This window comes from Janthinobacterium sp., from assembly GCF_031995485.1.
Taxonomy (GTDB): Bacteria; Pseudomonadota; Gammaproteobacteria; order Burkholderiales; family Burkholderiaceae_D; genus Janthinobacterium.
Map to the genome: position 1 here is coordinate 1 of NZ_DAMAGB010000036.1, position 22,515 is coordinate 22,515.

The following is a 22,515-nucleotide window of genomic DNA, read 5'->3' on the forward strand; positions in this document are numbered from 1 at the left end:
CTTTTTGCCCACCATCCATGGCGCGCGCTCGGTCGACACCATCACCAGACTGGGATTGCCCGGACTCGATCCGCGCGTGGAAGCGCAGGGCATCACGGATGCCGAGATCGTCGATGTGGAAGGAATTATCGAAATCGCCGGCGCGCAGCGCTTCCTGCAGTCGCTGCCGCCGGCGCAATGGGCCATCGTCACCTCGGCGCCGCGGGCGCTGGCCACCGCCCGCCTGAAAGCGGCCGGCATGCCGGTCCCGGCCGTGATGGTGACGGCCGAAGACGTCGAGGCAGGCAAGCCGAAGCCGGACTGCTACCTGCTGGCGGCCAAGCTGCTGGGTGTGCCGGCCGATGAATGCCTAGTATTCGAGGATGCGTCGGTCGGCATCGAAGCGGGCGTGGCGGCCGGCGCCAAGGTAATGGTGATTACGGCCACGCATGCGCATCCGCTGGCCACGCATCACCCGACGGTCGCCAGCTATGAAGCGATGGTGGCCACCGTCGATGCAGACGGCTTTATCGTGCTGGCGCAGTCGCCTGCGGCTGCAGCACCCGTCCAAGAATAGACTGCTCCAGCGCCGCAAACGCCGCGCTGCCTCGCTGGCGCGGACGCGGCAGATCGACCTGCTGGTCCAGCGTGATCTGGCCGTCTTCGATCAGCAGCACGCGGTCGGCCAGCGCCACCGCTTCGGCCACGTCGTGCGTCACCAGCACGGCCGTGAAACCGCGCGCCAGCCACAATGATTCAATCAATTGCTGCATCTCGATGCGCGTCAGCGCGTCGAGCGCGCCCAAAGGCTCATCGAGCAGCAGCAGCTGCGGTTCATGCACCAGCGCGCGCGCCAGCGCCACGCGCTGCTTCTGGCCGCCGGACAGCGCCGCCGGCCATTCGTCGGCGCGGTCGGCCAGGCCCACCGTCCACAGCGACGCGGCCGCCGCGCCGACGCCGCGCGGCAGGCCGAGTGCCACGTTTTCCAGCACCGTCTTCCACGGCAGCAGCCGCGCTTCCTGGAACATGATACGCACATCGGGTTCCAGCTTGCCGGAACCAACCGTGATCGATCCTTCGTCGATGCTTTCGAGGCCTGCGATCGAGCGCAGCAAGGTACTCTTGCCGCAGCCGCTGCGCCCGACGATGGCAACGAACTCCCCCGCCTCGAGTTGCAGGTCGACGTTTTTCAGCACCGGGCGCGTGGTGTAGGTCTTGCTCAGATTCGTCAGCGACAGCGGCACTCCGCTGCGCTCGCTGGCCGGGCGCGGTGCCAGCTTCGCTTTCGCAGGCGCCGCGGATTCATCTTGCGCGAAGTGGGAAAACAAATCCGTTTCAATCTGGATCGGGGCTAACAGCATGATCAATTCCTTTATTAGTAGGCCGGATTCCAGCGCAGGCAGTGTTGCTCCAGCCGGCGCGAAAACAGGTCGGCCAGTTTGCCCAGCAAGGCGTACAGCAGGATGCCCACCAGCACCACGTCCGTTTGCAGAAATTCGCGCGCATTCATGGTCATGTAGCCGATGCCGGCCTGTGCCGAGATGGTTTCGGCCACGATCAGCAGCACCCACACCAGGCCCAGCGAAAAACGCACGCCGACCAGGATCGAGGGCATGGCGGCCGGCAAAATCACGTCGCGGTACAGGGGCCAGCCGGACAGGCCATAACTCCTGGCCATTTCGATCAGGCCCTGGTCGGCCGAGCGGATGCCGTGGAAGGTATTCAGATAGACGGGGAAAAACACACCGACCGCCAGCAAAAACAGCTTGGCTGTTTCATCGATACCGAACCACAGGATCACCAGCGGTATCAGCGCCAGCGCCGGGATATTGCGCACCATCTGCAAGGTGGTGTCGAGCAGCGTTTCCGCATGGCGGAAGCTGCCCGTCAACAGCCCCAGCAGCAAGCCCAGTCCCGCACCGATGCCAAAGCCGACGGTCGCCCGCCACAGGCTGGTTTTCAGGTGCAGCCACAGTTCGCCCGACTCGGCCAGGCTCCAGAAGGCTTTCGCCACTGCCCATGGTTCGGGCAGGATGCGGCTCGACAGCCAGCCCAGTTGCGAGGCCAGTTGCCAGCCCAGCAGCAGCGCCACCGGCAAGGCCCACGGCGCCAGGTTGTCGCGCCATGGCGTCGCTACCGTCTTGCCCCTGCTCCTGATGGTTGCCGCCGCCATCTCAGGCCGCCTTTTTCTGCGGCGCGGTGGGCACGATATTGCTGGCCATGACTTCGCCGAACGGACCGGAGAGCGACTGCTCGCCGACGGCCTTGCCCTTGCCCAGCAGCGGGAACACCAGCTCGGCAAAGCGGTACGATTCTTCCAGGTGCGGGTAGCCCGAGAAAATGAAGGTGTCGATGCCCAGGTCCGCATACTCCCTGATGCGCGCCACCACCGTTTCGGCGTCGCCGACCAGCGCCGTGCCGGCGCCGCCGCGCACCAGGCCAACGCCGGCCCACAGGTTGGGCGACACCTCCAGCTTGTCGCGGTTGCCGCCGTGCAGGGCGGCCATGCGCTGCTGGCCCACCGAATCCATTTTGGAGAACGCCGCCTGCGCCTTGGCGATGACTTCATCGTCCAGGTGGCTGATCAGCTCATCGGCCGCGCGCCAGGCCGCCTCATTCGTTTCGCGCACGATCACGTGCAGGCGGATGCCGAAGCGCATCGTGCGTCCTTTTTTGGCGGCGCGCGCGCGGATATCGGCGATCTTGTCGGCCACGGCGGCCGGCGGCTCGCCCCAGGTCAGATACACATCCATCTGCTCGGCCGCCAGTTCATGCGCAGGCTCGGACGAGCCGCCGAAGTACAGCGGCGGATACGGTTTCTGCACCGGCGGATACAGCGTCTTCGAGCCCTTGACCTGGATATGCTTGCCCTCGAAATCGTAGCCGGCCGCGCCGCCCTCGCCGGCCAGCGTGGCGCGCCAGACCTTGATGAATTCGTCCGAAATTTCATAGCGCTTGGAATGGTCGGCAAACAGGCCGTCCGCTTCCAGTTCGCCCTGGTCGCCACCGGTGACCACATTGATCAGCAGGCGCCCGTTCGACAGGCGGTCAAAGGTGGACGCCATGCGCACGGCCAGGCCGGGCGTGGACAGGCCGGGGCGCACGGCGACCAGGAATTTGAGCTTTTGCGTCACGCTGATCAGCGATGACGCGACCACCCACGCGTCTTCGCACGAGCGGCCCGTCGGCAGCAGCACGCCGTCGTAGCCCAGCGTGTCGGCGGCCACGGCCACCTGGCGCAGGTAGTCGGCATCGACGGCGCGCGCGCCTTTTGACGTTCCAAGATAGCGGCTGTCGCCGTGGGTAGGAATGAACCAGAAGATATTCAATGACATGGTGTGCTCTTTCTTAGTCTCGGTTTTTATTTGGTGGCGACCTGGCTCGCTGGCAGCAGCGCGTCCCTGACGACGATCGGCTTGGGGATCAGCTTCAGGTTCGAAAACGCATCGGCCACTTTCTGCTGCGAGGCGATCACGTCGACCGACACGGGTTTCACGCCGTAGGCGTAGCGCGAGGCGGCCAGCGCCACCACGTCGCGGCTCAACCCTGTCTGCGCCGACAGGATGGCCGCCACTTCGTCAGGATTGTTGCGGCCCCAGTCGTCGACCTTGGCCACTTCGTCGAGCACGATGCGCAGGATCTCGGGATTCTTTTCGGCATAGGTGCGCGACGCCAGGTAGAACTGGTAGTTGGCCACCAGCCCCTTGCCATCGGCCAGCACGCGCGCACCGAGCTGCTTTTCGGCGGCGGCCAGGAACGGATCCCAGATGGCCCAGGCGTCCACGCTGCCGCGCTCGAAGGCGGCGCGCGCATCGGCCGGCGGCAGGAACACGGGCTGGATATCGGCATACGCGACGCCGGCTTTTTCCAGCGCTTTCAGCAGCAGGTAATGCACGTTCGAGCCCTTGTTCAGCGCGACTTTTTTGCCTTTCAGGTCGGCCAGCGTGCGCAGGCCGGAGCCCTTGGGCACGACGATGGCTTCGCTGGCCGGCGACGGCGGCTCATTGCCGACATACACCAGGTTGGCGCCGGCCGCCTGCGCGAAGATCGGCGGCGCTTCGCCCACGGTGCCGAAGTCGATGCTGCCCACGTTCAGTCCTTCGAGCAGCACCGGGCCGGCCGGAAACTCTGTCCACTTCACGCCCACGCCCTGCTCGGCCAGGCGTTTTTCCAGCGTGCCGCGCCCTTTGAGCAAGGTCAAGGTGCCGTACTTCTGGTAGCCGATGCGCACCTCGCCCTTGGCCTGCGCCTGCGCCATGGCCGGCATGCCGGCCGCCATTACACCGGCGACGGCGGCAAACAGCAGGCCCACGGTGGTGCGGCGGGAAAGGCGTTGTTCAAGGCGATTGGTCATGGCGAGTCCTGGAGAGTTGAAAGATCAGGCGGTTTGAAGGGAGGGTGTATAGGGTTGCTGCTGCAGCGAGCGCGCAGGCGCCGGCGCATTATCTACAGTTGCATCCCCGTTGGCGGCTGCAGGGCGGCGCGCGCCCTGCAGGATAAACAGGCCCGTCGACACTTCGGCGATGCCGGCCTGCACGCGCGCGGCGATCGGCGCGTCCAGCGTCAGGCCCCGTTCGTCGTGCCAGTCCAGCTGCTGCGCATTGGCGTAGATGCTGGTAAATACCTGCTTGGCGCCCAGCGCGTGCAGCACCGGACGCAGCGCATAGTCGAGCGCCAGCGTGTGGGCGTGGCCGCCGCCCGTGGCCAGCGGCAGCACCAGCTTGCCGGCCAGGCCGTCTTGCGGCAGCAGGTCGAGGAAGGCTTTCAGCAGACCCGTATAGGATGCCTTGTAGATCGGCGTGGCGATCAGGATGGCGTCCGCCTCGGCCACGGCGCGCACGGCATCGGCGATCTGCGCGTCGGCGTAGTCGGCCTGCAGCAGCGCGCGCGCCGGCAGGTCGCGCACATCGAGCTTGCTGTAGCTATGGCCATGCAGCGCCAGCTGGTCGCCGATATGCTGCAGCAAACGGCTCGAACTCGATGGTATGTGCGGGCTGCCGCCCAGTAAAAGTATGCTCATGTGATGTCCGTCCCGATAGGTTGTCTGCTGGAGATGCATGCAGCCTATCGCCATCAACGCCCGGACAAAACGAATGCTTTCGCGCTTCGATATGTGTTTTTCGACTAACGCGCTACTACGCCCCGCAGCCCGGCCGCAATCACCCATATCAAATTTTTTCGCATATCCATGCGCGCTTTTCTTCGTGTACGGCGCCCATTTTCCGGTGCAATACTGGCTGCATCGACTTTCTGGATAGAGCGCCATGCCTCCTGCTGCACACCTTTATACGAACGCCCCCGTTACCGGTACCGCCGAGCCCGATGCGATCGGCATCGCTACTGCCCTCGCCGCGCGCCTGGCCGAAACGGCCAATGCCCGCGACCAGGCCGGCGGCCATGCGGCGCAGGAGCGCGAATGGATACGCGACTCGGGCCTGCTGACCCTGTCGATCCCGGTGGAATTCGGCGGCCAGGGCGCCTCGTGGCCGCTGGTGTACCAGGTGATCCGCATCCTGGCGCGCGCCGACAGCGCGCTGGCCCATGTGTTCGGCTTTCACCACCTGCAGCTGGCAGGCCTGCATCTGTATGGCAACGCCCGGCAGCAGCGCCGCCTGCTGACGCTGACGGTGGAACAGCGCCTGTTCTGGGGCAATGCCCTCAATCCGCTCGACAAGCGCGTCGCCGCGCTCGACACCGACGACGGCTTTGTTTTGGACGGCATCAAGAGTTTTTCGTCCGGCTCGGTCGGTTCCGACTGGCTGACCGTCTCGGCCTGGCACGCGCCCACGCAAACGGCATTGATCGCCGCCCTGCCGACGCGCCAGAGCGGCATCACGGTGCAGCCGGACTGGGATGCGTTCGGCCAGCGCCAGACCGACAGCGGCAATGTGCACTTTGCGCAGGTGCACCTGCCGGCCGACCTGGTGCTGCAGGCGCCGGCGCAGGCCGCCACGGCGCAGGCCACCGTGCGCTCGCAGATCGCGCAGCTGATCATGACCAATCTGTACCTTGGCATCGCCGAAGGCGCTTTCGAAGCGGCGCGTGCCTACACCAGCGAGCAGGCGAAAGCCTGGTTTGCCTCCGGCGTGGCCGAAGCGGCCGACGATCCGCTGGTGCAGCACCGCTACGGCCAGCTGTGGCTGCTGCTGCGCCCGGCGCAGGTGCTGGCCGACGTGGCGGCGCAGGAACTGGACACCGTCTACCGCAAGGGTCCCCTGATCACGGCGCACGAGCGCGGCCTGCTGGCCGTCGCCGTGGCCGAAGCCAAATGCCTGGCGCACAAGGCCGGCATCGAGATCAGCAGCCAGCTGTTCGAACTGACCGGCGCCCGTTCGACCTCGGCCAAATACGGTTTCGACCGCTACTGGCGCAACGTGCGCGTGCATACGCTGCACGACCCGGTCGACTACAAGCTGCGCGACCTGGGGCGCTATGCATTGAGCGGTACCGTGCCGGAGCCGACGGCTTATTCCTGACACCATTTCCACGACAACGAGAGACAGCCATGACCACCACCCGCCGCACCCTGCTCCTCAGCGCATTAACGCTCGCCCTGGCCACCGGTTTCGCCCACGCCAAAGACCCGAAGGAAATCACGCTCGGCGCCAGCGCCGGCCCGTATGCGGACCAGATCAAGCTGGGCATCAAGCCCATCCTGGAAAAGCAGGGATACAAGGTCAAGCTGGTCGAGTTCAACGACTATATCCAGCCGAACTTCGCGCTGGCCGAAGGGTCGCTGGACGCCAACGCCTTCCAGCATATCGTCTACCTGAAAAAATTCGCGCTCGAACACAAGCTGGCGCTGACGGACCTGATCCAGGTGCCGACGGCGCCGATCGCGCTGTACAGCAAAAAACATACATCGCTGGCCGAAGTCAAGGAAGGTTCGACCGTGGGCCTGCCGAACGACCCGACCAACCAGGCACGCGCGCTGGTGCTGCTCGACCAGCTGGGCTGGGTCAAGCTGCGCGAGAATATCGATCCGGTGCGCGCGTCCGAAAAGGATATCGCCGTCAATATCAAGAAGATCAGGATCCTGCCGCTGGAAGCGGCGCAGCTGCCACGCTCGCTGGGCGATACCGATTATTCCTTCATCAACGGCAATTTCGCGCTGGCCTCGGGGCTGAAGCTGACCGAGGCGCTGGTGGCCGAGAAAATCCCGCCCAACTACATCAACCTGGTGGCGGTGCGCACGGCCGACAAGGACAAGCAGTTCGCGAAAGACCTGGCGGCCGCCTACCGTTCGCGAGAATTCCTCGACATCACCAACAAGCACTTTGCCGGCTATGTCAAACCGGACTACCAGCAAGCGCTGCAAACGGCATCGAAATAATGAGCAAAACCATCCGCTTCAACGCCTTCCAGATGAATACGGTGGGCCACCAGTCGCCGGGGCTGTGGACGCATGCCCGCGACCGCAGCCACCGCTATACGGACCCGGAACACTGGACCGAACTGGCGCAGCTGCTGGAAAAAGGCCTGTTCGACGCGGTGTTCCTGGCCGATGTGCTGGGCGTGTACGACGTCTGGCAGGGCAGCCTGGACGCGGCCCTGACGCACGGCGTGCAGGTGCCGCTCAACGATCCGCTGGCGCTGGTGCCGCTGATGGCGCAGGCCACCACCCACCTCGGTTTTGGCGTGACCTGCGCCCTCACCTACGAGCACCCGTACACGTTTGCGCGCCGCATCTCCACGCTCGACCACCTGACGCGCGGGCGCATCGGCTGGAATATCGTGACCGGCTACCTGGACAGCGCGGCGCGCAACCTGGGACTGAACCAGCAGCTCGGTCACGACGAGCGCTACGACCTGGCCGACGAATACCTCGACGTGGTCTACAAGCTGTGGGAAAAAAGCTGGGACGACGACGCGGTGGTCAACGACAAGGCGCGCGGCGTCTATGCCGACCCGGCCCGCGTGCACCCGATCAACCACGTTGGCCGCCACTACCAGGTGCCCGGCATCCACCTGTGCGAACCATCGCCGCAGCGCACGCCCATGCTGTACCAGGCCGGCACTTCGCCGCGCGGCACGCGCTTTGCCGCGCGCCATGCGGAAGCCACTTTTGTCAGTGGCCCCAGCAAGACGGTGGTGAAACGCTATGCGGACGATCTGCGCGCGGCCGTGCGGGCCGCTGGCCGCGACGGCGACGAACTGGTGATCTATGCGCAGGCGCTGATCATCACGGCCGCCACCGAAGCCGAAGCGCGCGCCAAGCATGACGATTATCTAAAGCATATCGATATCGAAGCGGCGCTGGTGCTGCTGTCCGGCTGGACCGGCGTGGATTTTTCACGCTTCCCGCTCGACGCCACCATCGAATATATCGATTCCGAGGCCGGGCGCTCGGCGTTGGCCTCGTTCAGCCAGGCCGACCCGGGCCGCACCTGGACCGTGCGCGAAGCGGCGCAGTATATCGGCCTGGGTGGCCGCGGCCCCGTGATCGTCGGCGATGCGCAGCAGGTGGCCGACCAGCTGGAAAGCTGGCAGATCGAGACCGGCATCGACGGCTTCAACCTGGCCTTTGCGGTGGCCCACGACAGCATGGCCGATGTGGTCGAACATATCGTGCCCGAGCTGCAGCGGCGCGGCCGCTACCGCACCGCATATGACGAAGGCAGCCTGCGCCACAAGGTATTCGGCAACGGCCCGCGCCTGCCGGACAGTCATGCGGGCCGCCAGGTCAGCATCACGAACAAGGCGGCCGCGCTGGCGGCCTGACTATCTACCTCCACCTCCCACTTCAGGACTCCATGAAACGCAGAACCGTATTGCAGCTGGCAGCCGCCACCGCCGCCATCAGCACCTTGCCTGGCCTGTCCCGCGCCGCCGCGCCAGCGCCCCTGAAAGAGCTGCGCCTCGACTACGCCTATTACTCGCCCACCAGCCTGGTACTGCGCCGCTTCGGCTGGCTCGAAGAAGCTTTCAAGGGTGACGGCACCAGCATCAAGTGGGTGCTGAGCGCCGGCAGCAACCGCGCACTGGAGTACCTGAACGCCAACAGCATCGATATCGGTTCGAGCGCCGGCCTGGCCGCGCTGCTGGCGCGCGCCAACGGCAATCCGATCCGCGCGCCGTATATCTTTTCGCGCCCGGAATGGACGGCGCTGGTGGTGCGCAAGGACAGTCCGATCCGCAGCATCGCCGACCTGAAAGGCAAAAAGGTCGCCGCCACCAAGGGCACCGACCCGTACCTGTTCCTGCTGCGCGCGCTGAAGACGGCGGGCCTGAAACGCAGCGATATCGAACACGTGGGCCTGCAGCACGCGGATGGACGCGCGGCGCTGGAACAGGGCAAGGTCGATGCCTGGGCGGGCCTCGATCCGCATATGGCGGCCAGCGAGCTGGAAGCAGGCTCGCGCCTGATCTACCGCAACGTGGCCTTCAATACCTACGGCTTTTTGAACGTGCGCGAAGATTTCCTGGCCAGCCGGCCGGCCGAAGTGGGCAAGGTCATCGCCGCCTATGAACGGGCGCGCGCCTGGACCATCGCCAATCCGGCCGAAGCGGCCAAGATCCTGGCCGAAGAGGCCAAAGTCAGCCTGCCGGTGGCGCTGCTGCAGGTCAAATTGCGCAGTGACTTCAGTAATCCCCAGCCGTCGTCCGAACACGTGAAGGCGCTGCTGGTGGCCGCGCCCATCCTGGTGGAAGAGTCCCTGGTCAAGCCCGGCACGGACCTGAACCGCGCCATCACGGACCTGCTCGACACGCGCTTTGCGCAGCCGTTCATCAGGAAGGCATAAGCGATCATGGCCAGGGACACCCTTATCGTACCGGCGTCCGACGCCGATACTGGCGAGCGCCGCAAGCTGCGCCTGCCCCGCGCGGCGCTGGGCCTGCTGCTGCCGGTGCTGGCGCTGGCCGCGGCGGAAGTGGGCGTGCGCGCGGGCCTGATCCCGGCCAACCTGCTGCCGGCGCCGACCGAGATCGCCGCCACCATTGCCAGCCTGGCGCAGCAGGGCCTGGGCGGCCATGTGCTGGCCAGTACCGTGCGCGTGGCGATCGGCTTTGCCTGCGGCGCGCTGCTGGCGATTGTGCTGGGCGCCGCCGTGGGCCTGAACCGCACGGTCGAAGCACTGCTGGACCCGACCTTCCAGGCATTGCGCGCGATACCGTCGCTGGCCTGGGTACCCCTGCTGCTGCTGTGGCTGGGCATCGACGAGGCGCCCAAGCTGGTGCTGATCGGCGTCGGCGCTTTCTTCCCCGTGTATATGGGCGTGGCGTCCGGCATCCGCGACGTCGACCGCAAGCTGATCGACGCGGCCCGCATGTACCGTCTGAGCCGGCCCGCGCTGGCGCGCCGCGTGCTGCTGCCGGCCGCCCTGCCGTCCATCTTCACGGGCCTGCGCAATGGCCTGAGCCTGGCGTGGATGTTCATGGTGGCGGCCGAACTGATCGCCGCCAGCCAGGGCCTGGGCTATCTGCTCAGCGACGGACGCGAAACCAGCCGCGCCGATATCGTGCTGGCCGCCATCGTGCTGCTGGCGTTGCTGGGCAAGGCCAGCGACAGCCTGATGCGCCACCTGGAACAGCGGCTGCTGGCCTGGCGCGACAATTATTCCGCCACCTGAAGGAAATCAGCCATGAGCGCATTGCTGGACATCGCCGTCAACGAAAAATCGTATGGATCGAAACGCATCCTGCACAACCTGCAGCTGCAGCTGCGCCAGGGCGAAATCGTCAGCCTGATCGGCGCCAGCGGCTGCGGCAAGAGCAGCCTGCTGTCCATCGTGGCGGGCCTCGACGTCGACTTTCGCGGCACCTTGCGCCTCGACGGAAAGCTGGTCAACGGCGTGCACGCCGATATCGGTTTGATCTTCCAGGAACCGCGCCTGTTCCCCTGGCTGACGGTGGCGCAGAATATCGCGTTTGGCCTCGGCGCCGGCGGCGAACACGATCCCCGCGTGGCGCGGCTGCTCGATGAAGTGGGCCTGCACGGCCATGCGCACAGCCTGCCCAAGCAACTGTCCGGCGGCCAGGCGCAGCGGGCGGCGATCGCGCGCGGCCTGTTCGGCCAGCCGCGCATCCTGCTGCTCGACGAGCCGTTTTCCGCCGTCGACGCGTTTACCCGCATGAAGCTGCAGGACCTGCTGGCGGCGGTCGCCGAACGCCATGGCCTCACCGTGCTGCTGGTGACGCACGATATCGACGAGGCGCTGTACCTGAGCGACCGCATCGTCCTGCTCGACAGCCGCGCCGGCCCGCCGCGCGCCCGTTACGAGGTGACGGCGGCGCGTCCGCGCAGCCGCTCGCCGGCCGCGCAGGCCAGCCTGAAAGACGCCATCCTGGGCGAGCTGCACGCCACGCACGCGATCTGATCGCGCCGCCGCATTTGCGCGGCGCCCCGTTCCATGTCAGCATATGCCACCCCGGCCCACTGACCAGGAATACCATGCTTCTACCCTTCCCACGCGCGCTGGCGATATCTGTCCTTCTGGCCAGCCCACTGGCGCACGCGCAAACCGCGCCAGACCTGAACGCCGACCAGACCCCGTTCAAGCTCTACGCGAATACCTATTACGTGGGCGTGCACGGCCTGAGTTCCGTGCTGATCACGTCAAGCGAAGGCCATATGCTGATCGACGCCGGCCTGCCCGATTCAGCGCCGAAAATCATCGCCAATATCGCCGCACTGGGCTTTCGCATCGAAGACGTGAAAATGATCATGAATTCGCACGGCCATATCGACCATGCGGGCGGCCTGGGCGAGCTGCAGCGGCGCAGCGATGCGCTGGTGGTGGCCAGCCCGTCGGCGGCGCTGGACCTGGCGGCCGGCGAAGTGGGCCCGGATGATCCGCAATACCATGCGGCCGCCAGGTATCCGCCCGTGACCGACATGCGCCTGGCGCGCGACGGCAACCAGTTCACCACCGGACCGCTCAAGCTGACGGCCCACGCCACGGCCGGCCATACGCCGGGCGGGCTGTCGTGGAGCTGGCAGTCGTGCGAGGCGGGCCGCTGCCTGCAGATGGTCTACGCGGACAGCCTGGAACCGGTGTCGCGCCCCGGCTTCAGATTCGCTGCCAGCAGCGAGTATCCGCACGCGCTGGCCGACTTTGCACGCAGTTTCGAGATGCTGGAAAAACTGCCGTGCGACGTGCTGGTGACCGCCCATCCGGAAGCCTCGCAGCTGTGGCAACGGCTGGCGGCAAGCGCCGGCAAGGGGACGGATGCCTTTGTCGATGCCGGCGCTTGCCGGGCGTATGCAGCGGCCGCGCGCACGCTGCTCGAAGCACGGCTGGCCGCCGAAAAGCAGTAATCGCGCTGGCAACCGTGCGTGCCGGCGCGGCGCACTTCTGCTAACCTGCCGCCATTCATTACACTGAGGATAGCCATGCTGACGTTTTCCCGTACCCTAGCCCTGCTTGCTACAGCCGCCGTGATGGCCGGTTGCGCGCAGACCCAGCCTGCCACCACCGGCGCCAGTGGCGCACCGGTGGCCAGCGCACCAGCCATGCCGGCGCCGCCCTTGGCCGGCACCACCTGGAAGCTGAAACAGCTGAACGGCAAGAACGTGAGCCGCACGCCGCCGCGCCAGCGCGACGTGACCATCGTCTTCAACGACGGCCGTGTCAGCGGCCACAGCGGCTGCAACCAGATGATGGGCGCCTACGGCACCAACGGCAGCAGCACGCTGACCTTCTCGCAGTTCGCCGGCACCATGATGGCCTGCGACAAAGCCGACATGGACCTGGAAAACCAGTTGCTGAAAAGCCTGGGCACCATCAATGGCTACCGCTATGACGGGCAGCAGCTGCTGCTGTTGAAGGATGGGGTGGCGGTGGCGCGGTATGAGGCAGTGAAATAATTGTTGTTCGGCGGTTCAACGCAGGTCGGATTAGCGCGCAAGCGCGTAATCCGACACCACCACATGCGCCAACAATGTTGTCGGGTTACGCCCTGCGGGCTAACCCGACCTACCCCGACCTACCCCGACCTGCCCCAGCTGCATGTCAATGTCATTCAATCGTGGCGCGTATGGGCTTGCGACACGTTGCTTCCCGCCGGCACGCTCTGCGTCAGCCACACATTCCCCCCTACCGTCGACCCTGCACCGATCGTGATGCGGCCCAGCACCGTGGCGCCGGCGTAGATCACCACGTCGTCCTCGACGATAGGATGGCGCGGCGTGCCCTTGATCAGGACGCCCGATTCATCGGCCGGAAAGCGCTTGGCGCCCAGGGTCACGGCCTGGTACAGGCGCACGCGCTCGCCGAGGATGGCGGTCTCGCCGATCACCACGCCGGTGCCATGGTCGATAAAGAAGCTCGCGCCGATCTGCGCGCCCGGGTGGATGTCGATGCCGGTCAGGGTGTGGGCGATATCGGCGATCAGGCGCGCCAGGAACGGCGAGCCGAGTTTGTGCAGCTGGTGCGCCAGGCGGTGGTACAGGATGGCAATGGTGCCCGGATAGCACAGCATGATTTCGGCCACCGAGGTGGCGGCCGGGTCGCCTGCGTAGGCGGCCTGCACGTCGGACACCAGCAGCGCGCGGATCTCGGGCAAGCTGGCGGCAAACTCGCGCGTGATCTCGCGCGCTTTCGCGGCCAGGGCCGCGTCGTCGCTGGTTTGCGCTGATGCGTCGCCGTGCGGCACCGAAAACAGCAGCCCGCGCCGCACCTGTTCGGACAGGCGGTTCAGCGTGGTATTGAGCGTGTCGCCGACAAAATAATCGATGCTTTCGTCGGTCAGGTTGGGCCGCCCGTAGTGGGTGGGGAACAGCGCGGCCGACAGGCCGTTGACGATGGTGGTCAGCGCTTCGCGCGACGGCAGTTCGCGCACGCGGCCATTGTGGCGGATCTTGTGCTTTTCTTCGCGCGAGACGCGCAGGGCGGCAATCACGGGGCCGAGGTTCCACTGAACCGTGTCTTCAAGCGGAGCCGGAGGATAAATGCTGTGCATGGCGAATCATTTCAAGAAAACGGCGCGCAGGCCGGGTCGCCCCAGCTTAGCGGCAGCGCCGCGCAAAGCCAAGGAAGCATTTCATGCATCGATATGCGCAAACCGCATATCGGCAAGCCTGACGGAGCCGCCATCAACGGCATGGCGCGCACTAGCGTAAAATGGCGGGCTAACAAAAACACTGTAGAACATGACTAAATTATTAACCTGGATACTGGCGGGCCTGGCGATGGTCGGACCGCTTGCCATTGACACCTATTTGCCGTCCTTCCCCGCCATCGTGCAAGACTTCAACGCCAGCCCCTTGCTGGTGCAGCAGACCCTGAGCTTTTTCCTGTTTTGCTTTGCCTTCATGATGCTGTTCTACGGCACCATGTCCGATTCCTTCGGCCGCCGTCCCGTCATTCTCGTGTCGCTGGTGCTGTACGTGATCGCCTCGGTGGGCGCCGCGCTGGCGCCGTCGCTGGGCGCTCTGCTGGCCTGGCGCGTGCTGCAGGGCCTGTCGGCCGGCGCCGGTTCGGTGATCGGCCGCGCCATCGTGCAGGACCGCTACTCGGGCGCCGAAGCGCAAAAAATCCTGTCGCATATCATGATGGTGTTCGCGCTGGCGCCGGCGATCGCGCCCGTGCTGGGCGGCTGGCTGCAGGTGGGCCTGGGCTGGCGCTGGATCTTCTGGTTCCTGACGGCGTTTGGCGTACTGATGTTCGTGGTCGTCTGGCGCGCGCTGCCGGAAAGCCTGCCAAAGGAACAGCGCCATGCTTTCCACCTGGGCAGCATCGCCGCCAACTACTGGAGCGTACTGCGCCACCCCCAGTTCCTGCTGCTGTCGACCGCCATCGGCGCCGCCTTTGGCGGCTTTGCCCTGTATATCGGCTCGGCCGCCTACTTCATCATCAATATCTTGCATTTGCCGGAAACGGCGTTTGCCTGGCTGTTCATTCCTTTGATCAGCGGCATGGTGTTCGGTTCCGCCCTGTCCGGCAAGGTCGCGCACCGCTACAGCCAGCGCCAGATGGTATGGGCCGGCTTTGTCCTGATGCTGGTCGCCGCTGGCGCCAATATCGCCTATAACTGGTTCTTTGCCGCCGAAGTGCCGTGGGCCGTGCTGCCGCTGTTCTTCTATTCGTTCGCGCTGTCGATCGCCATGCCGCCGATGACCCTGATGGCGCTGAACCACTTCCCGAACAACAGCGGGCTGGCCTCGTCGATGCAGTCGTTTATCCAGATGCTGCTGTTTGCGCTGGTATCGGGCCTGGTGGCGCCGCTGCTGTTCGACAGCGCGCTCAACCTGGCGTATGGCGTGATGGGGGGATTGTTGGTGGCGCTGGTGTGCTGGATGCTGGCGCAAATCGGCAGCAGCGGGCGTGGAACGGCGTAGGTCGGATTAGCGCTTCGCGCGTAATCCGACAACATGGTTGATCCCGACCGCAGTAATATTGGATCAGGGCCAAGGTGCGGGAGTCACATCACGATACTGCGCCCCGCCATCTTCCGGCTCCGCCTCGCCCTGCTGCGACGGCTGGTTCAGCGGCCCGGCCGGCGAGCGCAGGCTGAGGATTTCCTTGCGCGACTCGACAAAGTCCGCCGAGCTCAAGGGATGCTGCTGGTCCGGCCAGTGGCCCACCGCCCATTCCTGCAAGGCCTCGAAGCGCCGCCACAGTTCGGCGATGAACTCGCGGCGCGCCGCTTCCTGTTGCTCTGGCGTCTTTTCGGTGACGTCGCCCACATTTGCTTCCATGGCTGCTCCTGGCTGATAGGTCATGTCGCCAGCATAGTCAGCGCGCAGCATTGCGTCTGTACGCGAACGTACGCTCGGCTTACTCCGGCATCTTGCCGAATCCCACCGCCAGTCGGTTCCAGGTATTGATGGAACCGATGGCCAGCGTCACATTGACCATTTCGGCCGGCGTCAGTTCGGCGGCCAGCGCTGCATAGGCGGCGTCCGACGGATGCTGCTGCGCCATCAAGGTCAGCGCTTCGGTCCAGCCCAGCACGGCGCGCTCGCGCGCGGTGAAGAACGGGGTTTCGCGCCAGACGGAGACGGCGTACAGGCGGCGCTCCGTTTCGCCGGCCTTGCGCGCGTCGCTGGTGTGCATGTCGACGCAGAATGCGCAGCCATTGATCTGCGAGGCGCGCAAGCGGATCAGCTCCAGCAGCGAATGTTCGATGCCCAGTTTGGCGATGGAAGCTTCGAGCGCATACATGGCCTTGATGGCGTCGGGCGAGGCGGCTATGAAGTCGATGCGTTGCTGTGTCATGATGATGCTCCTTGTGAAGAAAGATGCACCATTGTAGAAGCGCGGCCCCGGGCTGCGGCAGGCCAATTTCCCCTAAAAACAGCAGACCATCACCATGGAATTACACATCAGCCTGGAAGGCACGCGCGACCTGGGCGGGCAGCTGTATCGCCAGCTCGCCGAGGCGATCCGCGCCGGTCGCCTGGCAGACGGCCAGCAACTGCCGCCTTCGCGGCTGCTGGCCAGCCAGCTGGGCCTGTCGCGCAAGACCGTGTCGGACGTGTATGACAAGCTGGGCTATGAACAGCTGCTGGTGGGCCGGGTCGGTGTCGGCAGCTTCGTGCAGGCGCCGCACGCTTCGCCGCAGCGCCGCCATGCCAGCACCAGGCTGGCCAGCGGCGAACGGCTGGCGCGCTGGAACGCCACGCCGCGTCCGCTGGTGCAGGGGCCGCGCAGCGCGTTTGCGCGCTATGCCTTTATCGGCGGGCGCGCCACCCCTGCCCTGTTCCCGCACGACGAATGGCGCCGCTGCGTGCAGCACGCGCTGCGCCAGGATCGCCAGGAGCGCGGCAACTATGGCCCGGTGGAAGGGCTGGCGGTGCTGCGCGCGGCGATTGCCCGCCACGCCGCGTTCAGCCGCGGCATCCATTGCACGCCGGACCAGGTGCTGGTGACCAATGGCGCGCAGCAGGCGCTGGCGCTGCTGGCGCAGACCCTGCTCGAACCGGGCGACACGGTGGCGGTGGAGGAACCGGGCTATCCGATGGCGCGCCAGCTGTTTGCCAGCCTGGGCATGCGCGTGGTCGGCATCGAAGTGGACGAAGACGGCATGATGGTGGACCAGATTCCCGATGGCACCAAGCTGATCTATGCCACCCCGGCGCACCAGTTCCCGCTCGGCATGCCAATGAGCATGGCCTGCCGCCACGCGCTGCTGGAACGGGCGCGCAACCTGGGCGCCATCATCATCGAAGACGATTACGACAGCGCATTTCGCTATGAAGGCCGGCCGACGGACGCGCTGCAGAGCATGGACCGCTACGGCATCGTGGCGCATGTGGGCAGTTTCTCGAAGACCATGCTGCCGGAATTGCGCATGGGCTATGTGGTGCTGCCCGAAGCGCTGGTGCAAGCCGTACAAACCGTCAAGTACCTGACCGACTGGCATACGCCCACCCTGGGGCAGCTGGCGCTGGCGAAATTCATCGACGACGGCCACCTGCTGCGCCATATCCGCCGCTGCCACGATGTGTATGCGGGACGGCGCGAGCGCCTGCAGCACTGGTTCAACGGTCCGCTGGCGCCCTGGTTCCGCCTGGTGCCGGCCACCGCCGGTTTTCATGTGGCTGCGCTGGCGCAGGCGCCGCTCGATATCGACTTGCTGTTGCGCCGCGCGCGCCAGGCCGACGTGGGCCTGCAGTCGATTGCGCCGTTCTACCATGGCACGCCGCGCCACCAGGGACTGTATCTGGGTTATGGCGCCATCGAGACGCTCGACATCGACGCGGCGCTGGCCATCGTGCATGGCATCTTGCGGGAGATGGCGCCGCCAGCGTGATGCGCCCCTGCAAGGAATGGCCTGATCGGTTGGACCTCAGCCGCTCAGGAACATTCCCCTGCTCGCCATTGACCGAGCCACCTATTTCGGCTGCCAGCGGTAATGCCCCGTCACCGGAAAATCGAACAGCATGTTCTCTTCGCGCGTGCCGGCGCCGATATTGTGGATCATCAGCGGCGTGCCGGCCCCCGTGCGTTTGTCGCTGACAATGCCGATATGGGTCAGGTTGCCTGGCAGCATCCAGGTGACGATATCGCCAGGCCGGTAAGCGCTGCCATCCTTGCTGACCGGCAGGCTGGTGCCATGGCGCGCAAAGAAGGTGGCCAGGTTGGGCACGCGGCGATGGTCGATATTGCGGTCCGGCGCCTTCATCTGCCAGCGCCCCTGCTTCTGGTAGACCGCCCACGATTGCTTCATGTCCTGGTGCACCAGCACCTGCAGGTCCTGCCCCAGCTTGCGGTAGGCGCGCACGATCACGTCGGTGCACACGCCGCGCTCGATCGGCACGTCGCCGCCCGGGTAGGCAAGCCGTTCGTAACGCGGATCGTAGGACAGCGTGACGCCGACCTGGCTGCGCGCGGCGGCGAACAGCTCGGCCGGCGATGCCTGGGCCGCCGGCGCGATCGCCTGCGCCACCGCAAGCACTATAAAGGAAAGGAGGGAAAGAAGTCTGGCGCTCATGGTCAGCTTGATCGGCAAAAAAACCCGACTGTACACCATAGTCAGGCAGGCCGGCGCATGCGCTGGAAGCGCCACCACGGCTTGCGGTCGGCGTAGGCCAGGCGAGCCGCCACGGTCATGACGATGCAGGTGCCTGGCGCCGCCGCGCCATCGACCGAGAGGCGGCCCTTGATGCGCGCCACGCGCTCGCGCATGCCGACCAGTCCCCAGCGTCCCTCGCCGCCCGTTTCCGCCATGCCGGTGCCGTCATCGCAGACGGTGAGCGTCAGCTTGCGCGCGCCGTAGTCGAGCGTGACGGTAACGCTGGCCGCGCCGGCATGCCGGAACGCGTTGCGGATCGCTTCGCGGGCGACTTCGGTGACTTCTTCGGCGACGATCTCGCGCAATCGCGTGCGCCGGCCAGTCACCGTCAGTGCGAATGCCGTCTGCCGATTTTCCCCATGCAGGCGCTCGCCGGTCTCGGCTATCACATCTTCGAAATCGTCGGCCAGGCTGACGCGCAGCGCGCTGACCTGGTCGCGTCCGTCGACATAGGCCCGGTCCGCATCGGCGATCACCTGTTCCAGCCGCGCGTGCACGGCGCTGCCCTGCGGCATGGCGCCGCGCGCCACGTGCAGATGCAGGATCAGGCCCTGCATGCTTTGCAAAATGGTGTCGTGCAGCGCACGGGCAATGCGGGTGCGTTCGCCGACGCGTTCGTGCATGCGCACGTGCATCTGCGCCGTCAGCCGGGCCAGGCGCCAGCGGTGCAGCAGCCAGGCCAGCAACAGGCAGGCCAGCACGCACAGCACGCGGAACCAGATGGTTTGCGTCAATCCCGGCAGCACCTCGAACGGCAGCTGCGCCCCGGCCTCGTTCCATACGCCATCGTCGTTCGAGGCGATCACGCGAAACCGGTAATGCCCTGGCGCCAGGCCCGTGTACTGGACCGAACGCCGCCCCGCCACCTCGTGCCAATCCTGGTCCGGCTGGTCCAGCCCGTCGAGCCGGTAGCGCAGGCGCATGCGCTCGGGCGCGCGCAGGCCCAGTGCCGTGAAATCAATCGCCAGTTCGCCGGCATGCGGCGGCAGGCGCACGCCGTCGTGCAAGGGATAGCGCTGGCCGTTGGCTTTCAAGGCGGTGATATGGACGGGCGGCACCAGCGCATTGCGCGCCAGCCTGGCCGGATCGAAGGTGTAGACGCCACCCATGGTCGAGAACCACAGCGCGCCATCGCCGCTGCGCACGGCGGAGGGAAACGGCGTGATCGGGCTGGCCGTGCCCTGCAGGCCGTCGCGGTAATCGAGCCGGGAAAACTGCACCCGGTAGCCCGGCTCGCGCAGGGCGCGCTGCAGCTCGATTGGCGCGATCGAGGAAATGCCGGCGCCGCCGTTCAGCCACAGCGTGCCGTCGGCGGCCAGCACCAGGCCCGTGGTGCCGGCAAGCGGATCCTCGCCGAAGCCGGTGACCGGCATGACTTTGCGGCCTTCGACATAAGCCACGCCGTTTTCGCCGCCCACCCAGACCCCGCGTTCGGTGGGCAGGATCGCCAGCACGGTACCCAGCTGCACGCCCTCGGCCCGGCCGATGCGGTGCAATCTGCCCTGTTCGAGCATCACCAGCCGGTCATTGGTCGAGCCGAACCAGGTGCGCCGCGCATCGCTGGCAATCACCGACGGCGACAGCCCCGCCAGGCCAGGCACCCCGCCGTTTTCCAGCCACGCGCCGTCGCGCAGCGTATACAGGCCGCGCCGGCCCATGCCGACCCACAATGCGCCCGATGCATCGCTCGCCATCGACAGGATCACCGTGCTGGCCGGACTGGCCAGGCCGGCCGGCAGCGGCACGGCGACGCGCTGGCCCTGATGGATTTTCCACAATGTGCCGATGCCGCCGCTCCACAGCACGCCATCGGGCGCCGCATGCAGCGCCGTGGTGAGATCGGTGGCGGTGGACGGTGGCGCAAACGGCACGGGCGCGGCACCGGCTTTGCCGATCACCGAGCGGTCGACCCACACCCCGCCCGTGCTGCGCGGGGCCAGGGGACGCGCCGAAGCCAGATACCTCGGCAAGGCGACGGCAGCGAGCCGGAACGCGCGAAAACGGTCGAGTCCGCTTTCAGTGCCGACCCAGACATTCTGCTCGCGGTCTTCGAACACGGCATAGCCATGCTGGCCCGACAGGCCCTGTCCGGCGCCGGTACGCTGCGCGGGAAAGGCGCCCGCGCCGGCGGCGCTGATGACGCTCACGCCGTTGTAGTTGGGCATCCACAGCTTGCCCGCATGGTCAAACACGAAGTAGGTGATATTGCCCAGGCTGGCAGAATCCGGGACCGAGGCGCCCGGCACGCCAGCCAGCGGCTGCAAACCGGGCCCCGTGGTGGCGGAGGTCCAGACGCTGCCGTCCGGATGCTGGGCCAGCCTGCCGAAGCCGGCCACGGGCGGACCCTTGACAAAGCGCGCAGCATGCTTGCCCAGCACGTACACGGCATCGTGCGTGCGTACCCAGAACCTGCCGCTGCGGTCGAGCAGCATCGCGTCGGCGGCGCCAGCGGGCGCTGCCAGCGCGGGCGACGGCGCGTGCCAGTTGCCATCGCCATCGAGCAATCGCAGTCCGCGGGAGCTGGCCAGCCACAGCCGCCCATCGGCATCCTGGCCCAGGCAGGTGGCGGCACCACCCGGCATGCCGTGTTCGCCGACGCGAAAATGCTGCATGCCTGCCGCCGTCATCAGGCTGGCGCCACCGAACTTGTAGGTAAGCCACAGGCGGCCGTCGGGCAACAGGCCCAGGTCCTGGATGCTGGACGACAGCGGCGCCTGCGCGCCCGTCATGCGCTCGAAGCGCACGCCATCGAAACGGAACAGGCCCACCGCGCTGCCGATCCACAGCCAGCCGTCCGTGGTCTGGGCAATGGCCGTGATGCCGGTCGGGGCGCCATCTTTCGCCGTCCAGCTGGTATGCTGCATGTCGATGACGGGACGGCTTTCGACCGGCAGCGGCTGCGCGCCGGCGGCGAGCAGATGGCACGCCAGCGCGCAAGCGGCGGCGAATCGGAATAAATGCATGGGAAACTGGCGGGGACAAGATTGAGCAGCATCTTACCGGAAATGCGGCAGCCTTTACAGGGCCGCTGGCAGGCAAGGCCAGCCATTCGATCGGCCAACCGGATGACAAGCGCCGTGAATTTGACGCATGCATGCCTTTGCCCTGCGTTATCATCGCCGTCCATCCACTACGCCGCAACCAGGAATTGAACACGCATGAAACCTGTTATCCATATCGATGGCGAGCGCTTTGCCACGCTTGACGAGTTTTTCAGGCACTTTCAGGAGCAGGCGCTGGACGGCGCACGCTGGGGCAACAATCTCGATGCATTCCACGATGTCTTACGTGGCGGCTTCGGTACGCCTGAAGACGGCTTTTTGCTGATCTGGAAAAACCATCGCTTGTCCAAAAGCCGTCTTGGATATGCCGAGACGCAACGGGTTTTGCGCCGGCGGCTGACGACCTGTCATCCGGCCAATCTTGAACATGTGCAAGCAGAGCTGGCACTCGCGGAACAGCAGCAGGGCGCGACGGTGTTCGAGTCGCTGGTGCAGATCATCAGGATACACGGCCCGGGCGGGCCGGAACAGGAAGACGGTGTCGAACTGCTGCTGCAGTAGCCCGCCCGCTATCGGCTACCTCGCCTTGCTCCTGGCCCAGCTGACGATGGTATTGGCATCGACCGCACCCGGCTGGCGCGCCACTTCCATGCCGTTCTGGAACAGCGCCAGCGTGGGGATGCTGCGGATGGCGAAGCGCGCGGCGATATCCTGCGACGCTTCGGTATTGACTTTCACCACGCGAAACGCCGGCTCCAGTGTTTTGGCGGCCTGGGCGTAGAACGGGGTCATGGTGCGGCACGGGCCGCACCACGGCGCCCAGAAGTCGACCAGCACGGGAATGTCGGTGCGCTCGACATGCTTGAGGAAACGGGCGCTGGCCAGGTCTACCGGCGCGCCCGTAAACAGATCCTTCCGGCATTTGCCGCAGGTGGGCTGTTCGCGCAGGCGCGCCGGCGGCAGGCGGTTGACGGCGTCGCAATGGGGGCAGACGATATGCAGGGATTCTGGGCTGGTGGTGGTCATGATGGCCGGGGCTTGTCATAAAACCATACCTTAGCAGAAATCCCTGCCG

23 protein-coding genes are annotated in these 22,515 nt (G+C 66.1%); 12 read left to right on the forward strand and 11 right to left on the reverse strand.

Annotated features, from left to right (window positions below; genetic code table 11):
- Positions 1-556: HAD-IA family hydrolase (locus RTQ46_RS18540; protein ID WP_312438898.1), on the forward strand; the 556-nt coding region annotated here is incomplete at its 5' end.
- On the opposite strand, the gene RTQ46_RS18545 is transcribed toward RTQ46_RS18540, so the two are convergent.
- From RTQ46_RS18545 to ssuE, 5 genes are read right to left on the reverse strand one after another with little or no spacing between them, the layout of a single operon-like run.
- Positions 507-1,340, reverse strand: a complete 834-nt coding sequence (locus tag RTQ46_RS18545; RefSeq protein WP_312438900.1) for an ATP-binding cassette domain-containing protein — start codon at positions 1,338-1,340, stop codon at positions 507-509. The two genes, RTQ46_RS18540 and RTQ46_RS18545, sit on opposite strands and share 50 nt — an antisense overlap.
- Positions 1,341-1,354: 14 nt before the next feature.
- Positions 1,355-2,152 carry an aliphatic sulfonate ABC transporter permease SsuC gene (ssuC, locus tag RTQ46_RS18550; protein WP_312438902.1) on the reverse strand — a complete coding sequence of 266 codons (798 nt, stop codon included), beginning with the start codon at positions 2,150-2,152 and terminating at the stop codon, positions 1,355-1,357.
- 1 nt (position 2,153) lies between these two features.
- Entirely contained in the window at positions 2,154-3,314 is a 1,161-nt protein-coding gene (ssuD, locus tag RTQ46_RS18555; RefSeq protein WP_312438903.1) for an FMNH2-dependent alkanesulfonate monooxygenase, read from the reverse strand.
- Positions 3,315-3,340: 26 nt separating this feature from the next.
- On the reverse strand, positions 3,341-4,333 hold the full coding sequence (locus tag RTQ46_RS18560) for a sulfonate ABC transporter substrate-binding protein (RefSeq protein WP_312438905.1): 993 nt from the start codon (positions 4,331-4,333) through the stop codon (positions 3,341-3,343).
- 24 nt (positions 4,334-4,357) lie between these two features.
- Positions 4,358-4,999, reverse strand: a complete 642-nt coding sequence (gene ssuE, locus RTQ46_RS18565; protein ID WP_312438906.1) for an NADPH-dependent FMN reductase — start codon at positions 4,997-4,999, stop codon at positions 4,358-4,360.
- Positions 5,000-5,243: 244 nt separating this feature from the next.
- On the opposite strand from ssuE, the gene RTQ46_RS18570 reads away from it, so the two are divergent.
- The 8 genes from RTQ46_RS18570 to RTQ46_RS18605 all read left to right on the forward strand — a co-directional run bounded on the left by RTQ46_RS18570 (position 5,244) and on the right by RTQ46_RS18605 (position 12,787).
- Positions 5,244-6,455, forward strand: coding sequence for an acyl-CoA dehydrogenase family protein (locus RTQ46_RS18570; protein ID WP_312438908.1), 1,212 nt, complete (start codon positions 5,244-5,246; stop codon positions 6,453-6,455).
- A 29-nt stretch (positions 6,456-6,484) separates the two neighbouring features.
- Complete coding sequence (locus RTQ46_RS18575) at positions 6,485-7,312, forward strand: MetQ/NlpA family ABC transporter substrate-binding protein (RefSeq protein WP_312438910.1); 828 nt, start codon at positions 6,485-6,487, stop codon at positions 7,310-7,312.
- On the forward strand, positions 7,312-8,700 hold the full coding sequence (locus RTQ46_RS18580) for an LLM class flavin-dependent oxidoreductase (protein ID WP_312438912.1): 1,389 nt from the start codon (positions 7,312-7,314) through the stop codon (positions 8,698-8,700). The genes RTQ46_RS18575 and RTQ46_RS18580 overlap by 1 nt, the downstream gene beginning before the upstream one ends.
- 32 nt (positions 8,701-8,732) lie before the next feature.
- Positions 8,733-9,722 carry an aliphatic sulfonate ABC transporter substrate-binding protein gene (locus tag RTQ46_RS18585; protein ID WP_312438914.1) on the forward strand — a complete coding sequence of 330 codons (990 nt, stop codon included), beginning with the start codon at positions 8,733-8,735 and terminating at the stop codon, positions 9,720-9,722.
- Positions 9,723-9,728: 6 nt separating this feature from the next.
- Positions 9,729-10,550, forward strand: coding sequence for an ABC transporter permease (locus RTQ46_RS18590; protein ID WP_312438916.1), 822 nt, complete (start codon positions 9,729-9,731; stop codon positions 10,548-10,550).
- 12 nt (positions 10,551-10,562) lie between these two features.
- Complete coding sequence (locus RTQ46_RS18595) at positions 10,563-11,297, forward strand: ABC transporter ATP-binding protein (protein ID WP_312438917.1); 735 nt, start codon at positions 10,563-10,565, stop codon at positions 11,295-11,297.
- Positions 11,298-11,371: 74 nt separating this feature from the next.
- Positions 11,372-12,238 (forward strand): subclass B3 metallo-beta-lactamase, encoded by an 867-nt coding sequence (gene bla / locus RTQ46_RS18600; protein WP_312438920.1) that lies wholly within the window; start codon positions 11,372-11,374, stop codon positions 12,236-12,238.
- Between the two features lie 75 nt (positions 12,239-12,313).
- Positions 12,314-12,787 carry an META domain-containing protein gene (locus RTQ46_RS18605; protein ID WP_312438922.1) on the forward strand — a complete coding sequence of 158 codons (474 nt, stop codon included), beginning with the start codon at positions 12,314-12,316 and terminating at the stop codon, positions 12,785-12,787.
- 155 nt (positions 12,788-12,942) lie between these two features.
- Here RTQ46_RS18605 and epsC read toward each other — a convergent pair whose 3' ends face one another.
- The gene (gene epsC, locus RTQ46_RS18610) at positions 12,943-13,881 is read right to left on the reverse strand and encodes a serine O-acetyltransferase EpsC (RefSeq protein WP_312438924.1); all 939 of its coding nucleotides are present in this window, start codon (positions 13,879-13,881) and stop codon (positions 12,943-12,945) included.
- A 190-nt stretch (positions 13,882-14,071) separates the two neighbouring features.
- Here epsC and RTQ46_RS18615 point away from each other — a divergent pair, with 190 nt between their 5' ends.
- Positions 14,072-15,259, forward strand: a complete 1,188-nt coding sequence (locus RTQ46_RS18615; RefSeq protein ID WP_312438926.1) for a multidrug effflux MFS transporter — start codon at positions 14,072-14,074, stop codon at positions 15,257-15,259.
- A 63-nt stretch (positions 15,260-15,322) separates the two neighbouring features.
- Here the strand turns inward: RTQ46_RS18615 and RTQ46_RS18620 are convergent, their stop codons facing one another.
- Together RTQ46_RS18620 and RTQ46_RS18625 are read right to left on the reverse strand one after the other, a co-directional pair.
- Positions 15,323-15,619, reverse strand: coding sequence for a hypothetical protein (locus tag RTQ46_RS18620; RefSeq protein WP_312438928.1), 297 nt, complete (start codon positions 15,617-15,619; stop codon positions 15,323-15,325).
- Positions 15,620-15,698: 79 nt separating this feature from the next.
- Positions 15,699-16,139 carry a carboxymuconolactone decarboxylase family protein gene (locus RTQ46_RS18625; RefSeq protein ID WP_312438930.1) on the reverse strand — a complete coding sequence of 147 codons (441 nt, stop codon included), beginning with the start codon at positions 16,137-16,139 and terminating at the stop codon, positions 15,699-15,701.
- A gap of 94 nt (positions 16,140-16,233) precedes the next feature.
- Between RTQ46_RS18625 and RTQ46_RS18630 the strand changes: the two genes are divergently transcribed.
- A complete protein-coding gene (locus tag RTQ46_RS18630; RefSeq protein WP_312438931.1) occupies positions 16,234-17,676 on the forward strand; it encodes a PLP-dependent aminotransferase family protein in 1,443 nt (480 codons plus the stop codon).
- An 81-nt stretch (positions 17,677-17,757) separates the two neighbouring features.
- Here the strand turns inward: RTQ46_RS18630 and RTQ46_RS18635 are convergent, their stop codons facing one another.
- Together RTQ46_RS18635 and RTQ46_RS18640 are read right to left on the reverse strand one after the other, a co-directional pair.
- Positions 17,758-18,357 carry a DUF1287 domain-containing protein gene (locus RTQ46_RS18635; protein ID WP_312438932.1) on the reverse strand — a complete coding sequence of 200 codons (600 nt, stop codon included), beginning with the start codon at positions 18,355-18,357 and terminating at the stop codon, positions 17,758-17,760.
- A gap of 41 nt (positions 18,358-18,398) precedes the next feature.
- The gene (locus RTQ46_RS18640) at positions 18,399-21,401 is read right to left on the reverse strand and encodes a triple tyrosine motif-containing protein (protein WP_312438934.1); all 3,003 of its coding nucleotides are present in this window, start codon (positions 21,399-21,401) and stop codon (positions 18,399-18,401) included.
- A gap of 195 nt (positions 21,402-21,596) precedes the next feature.
- Here RTQ46_RS18640 and RTQ46_RS18645 point away from each other — a divergent pair, with 195 nt between their 5' ends.
- Complete coding sequence (locus RTQ46_RS18645; RefSeq protein WP_312438936.1) at positions 21,597-22,001, forward strand: barstar family protein; 405 nt, start codon at positions 21,597-21,599, stop codon at positions 21,999-22,001.
- Between the two features lie 15 nt (positions 22,002-22,016).
- On the opposite strand, the gene trxC is transcribed toward RTQ46_RS18645, so the two are convergent.
- Positions 22,017-22,466: a thioredoxin TrxC gene (gene trxC / locus RTQ46_RS18650; protein WP_312438937.1), complete on the reverse strand. Its 450-nt coding sequence runs from the start codon at positions 22,464-22,466 to the stop codon at positions 22,017-22,019.
- Positions 22,467-22,515: the final 49 nt, after the last annotated feature.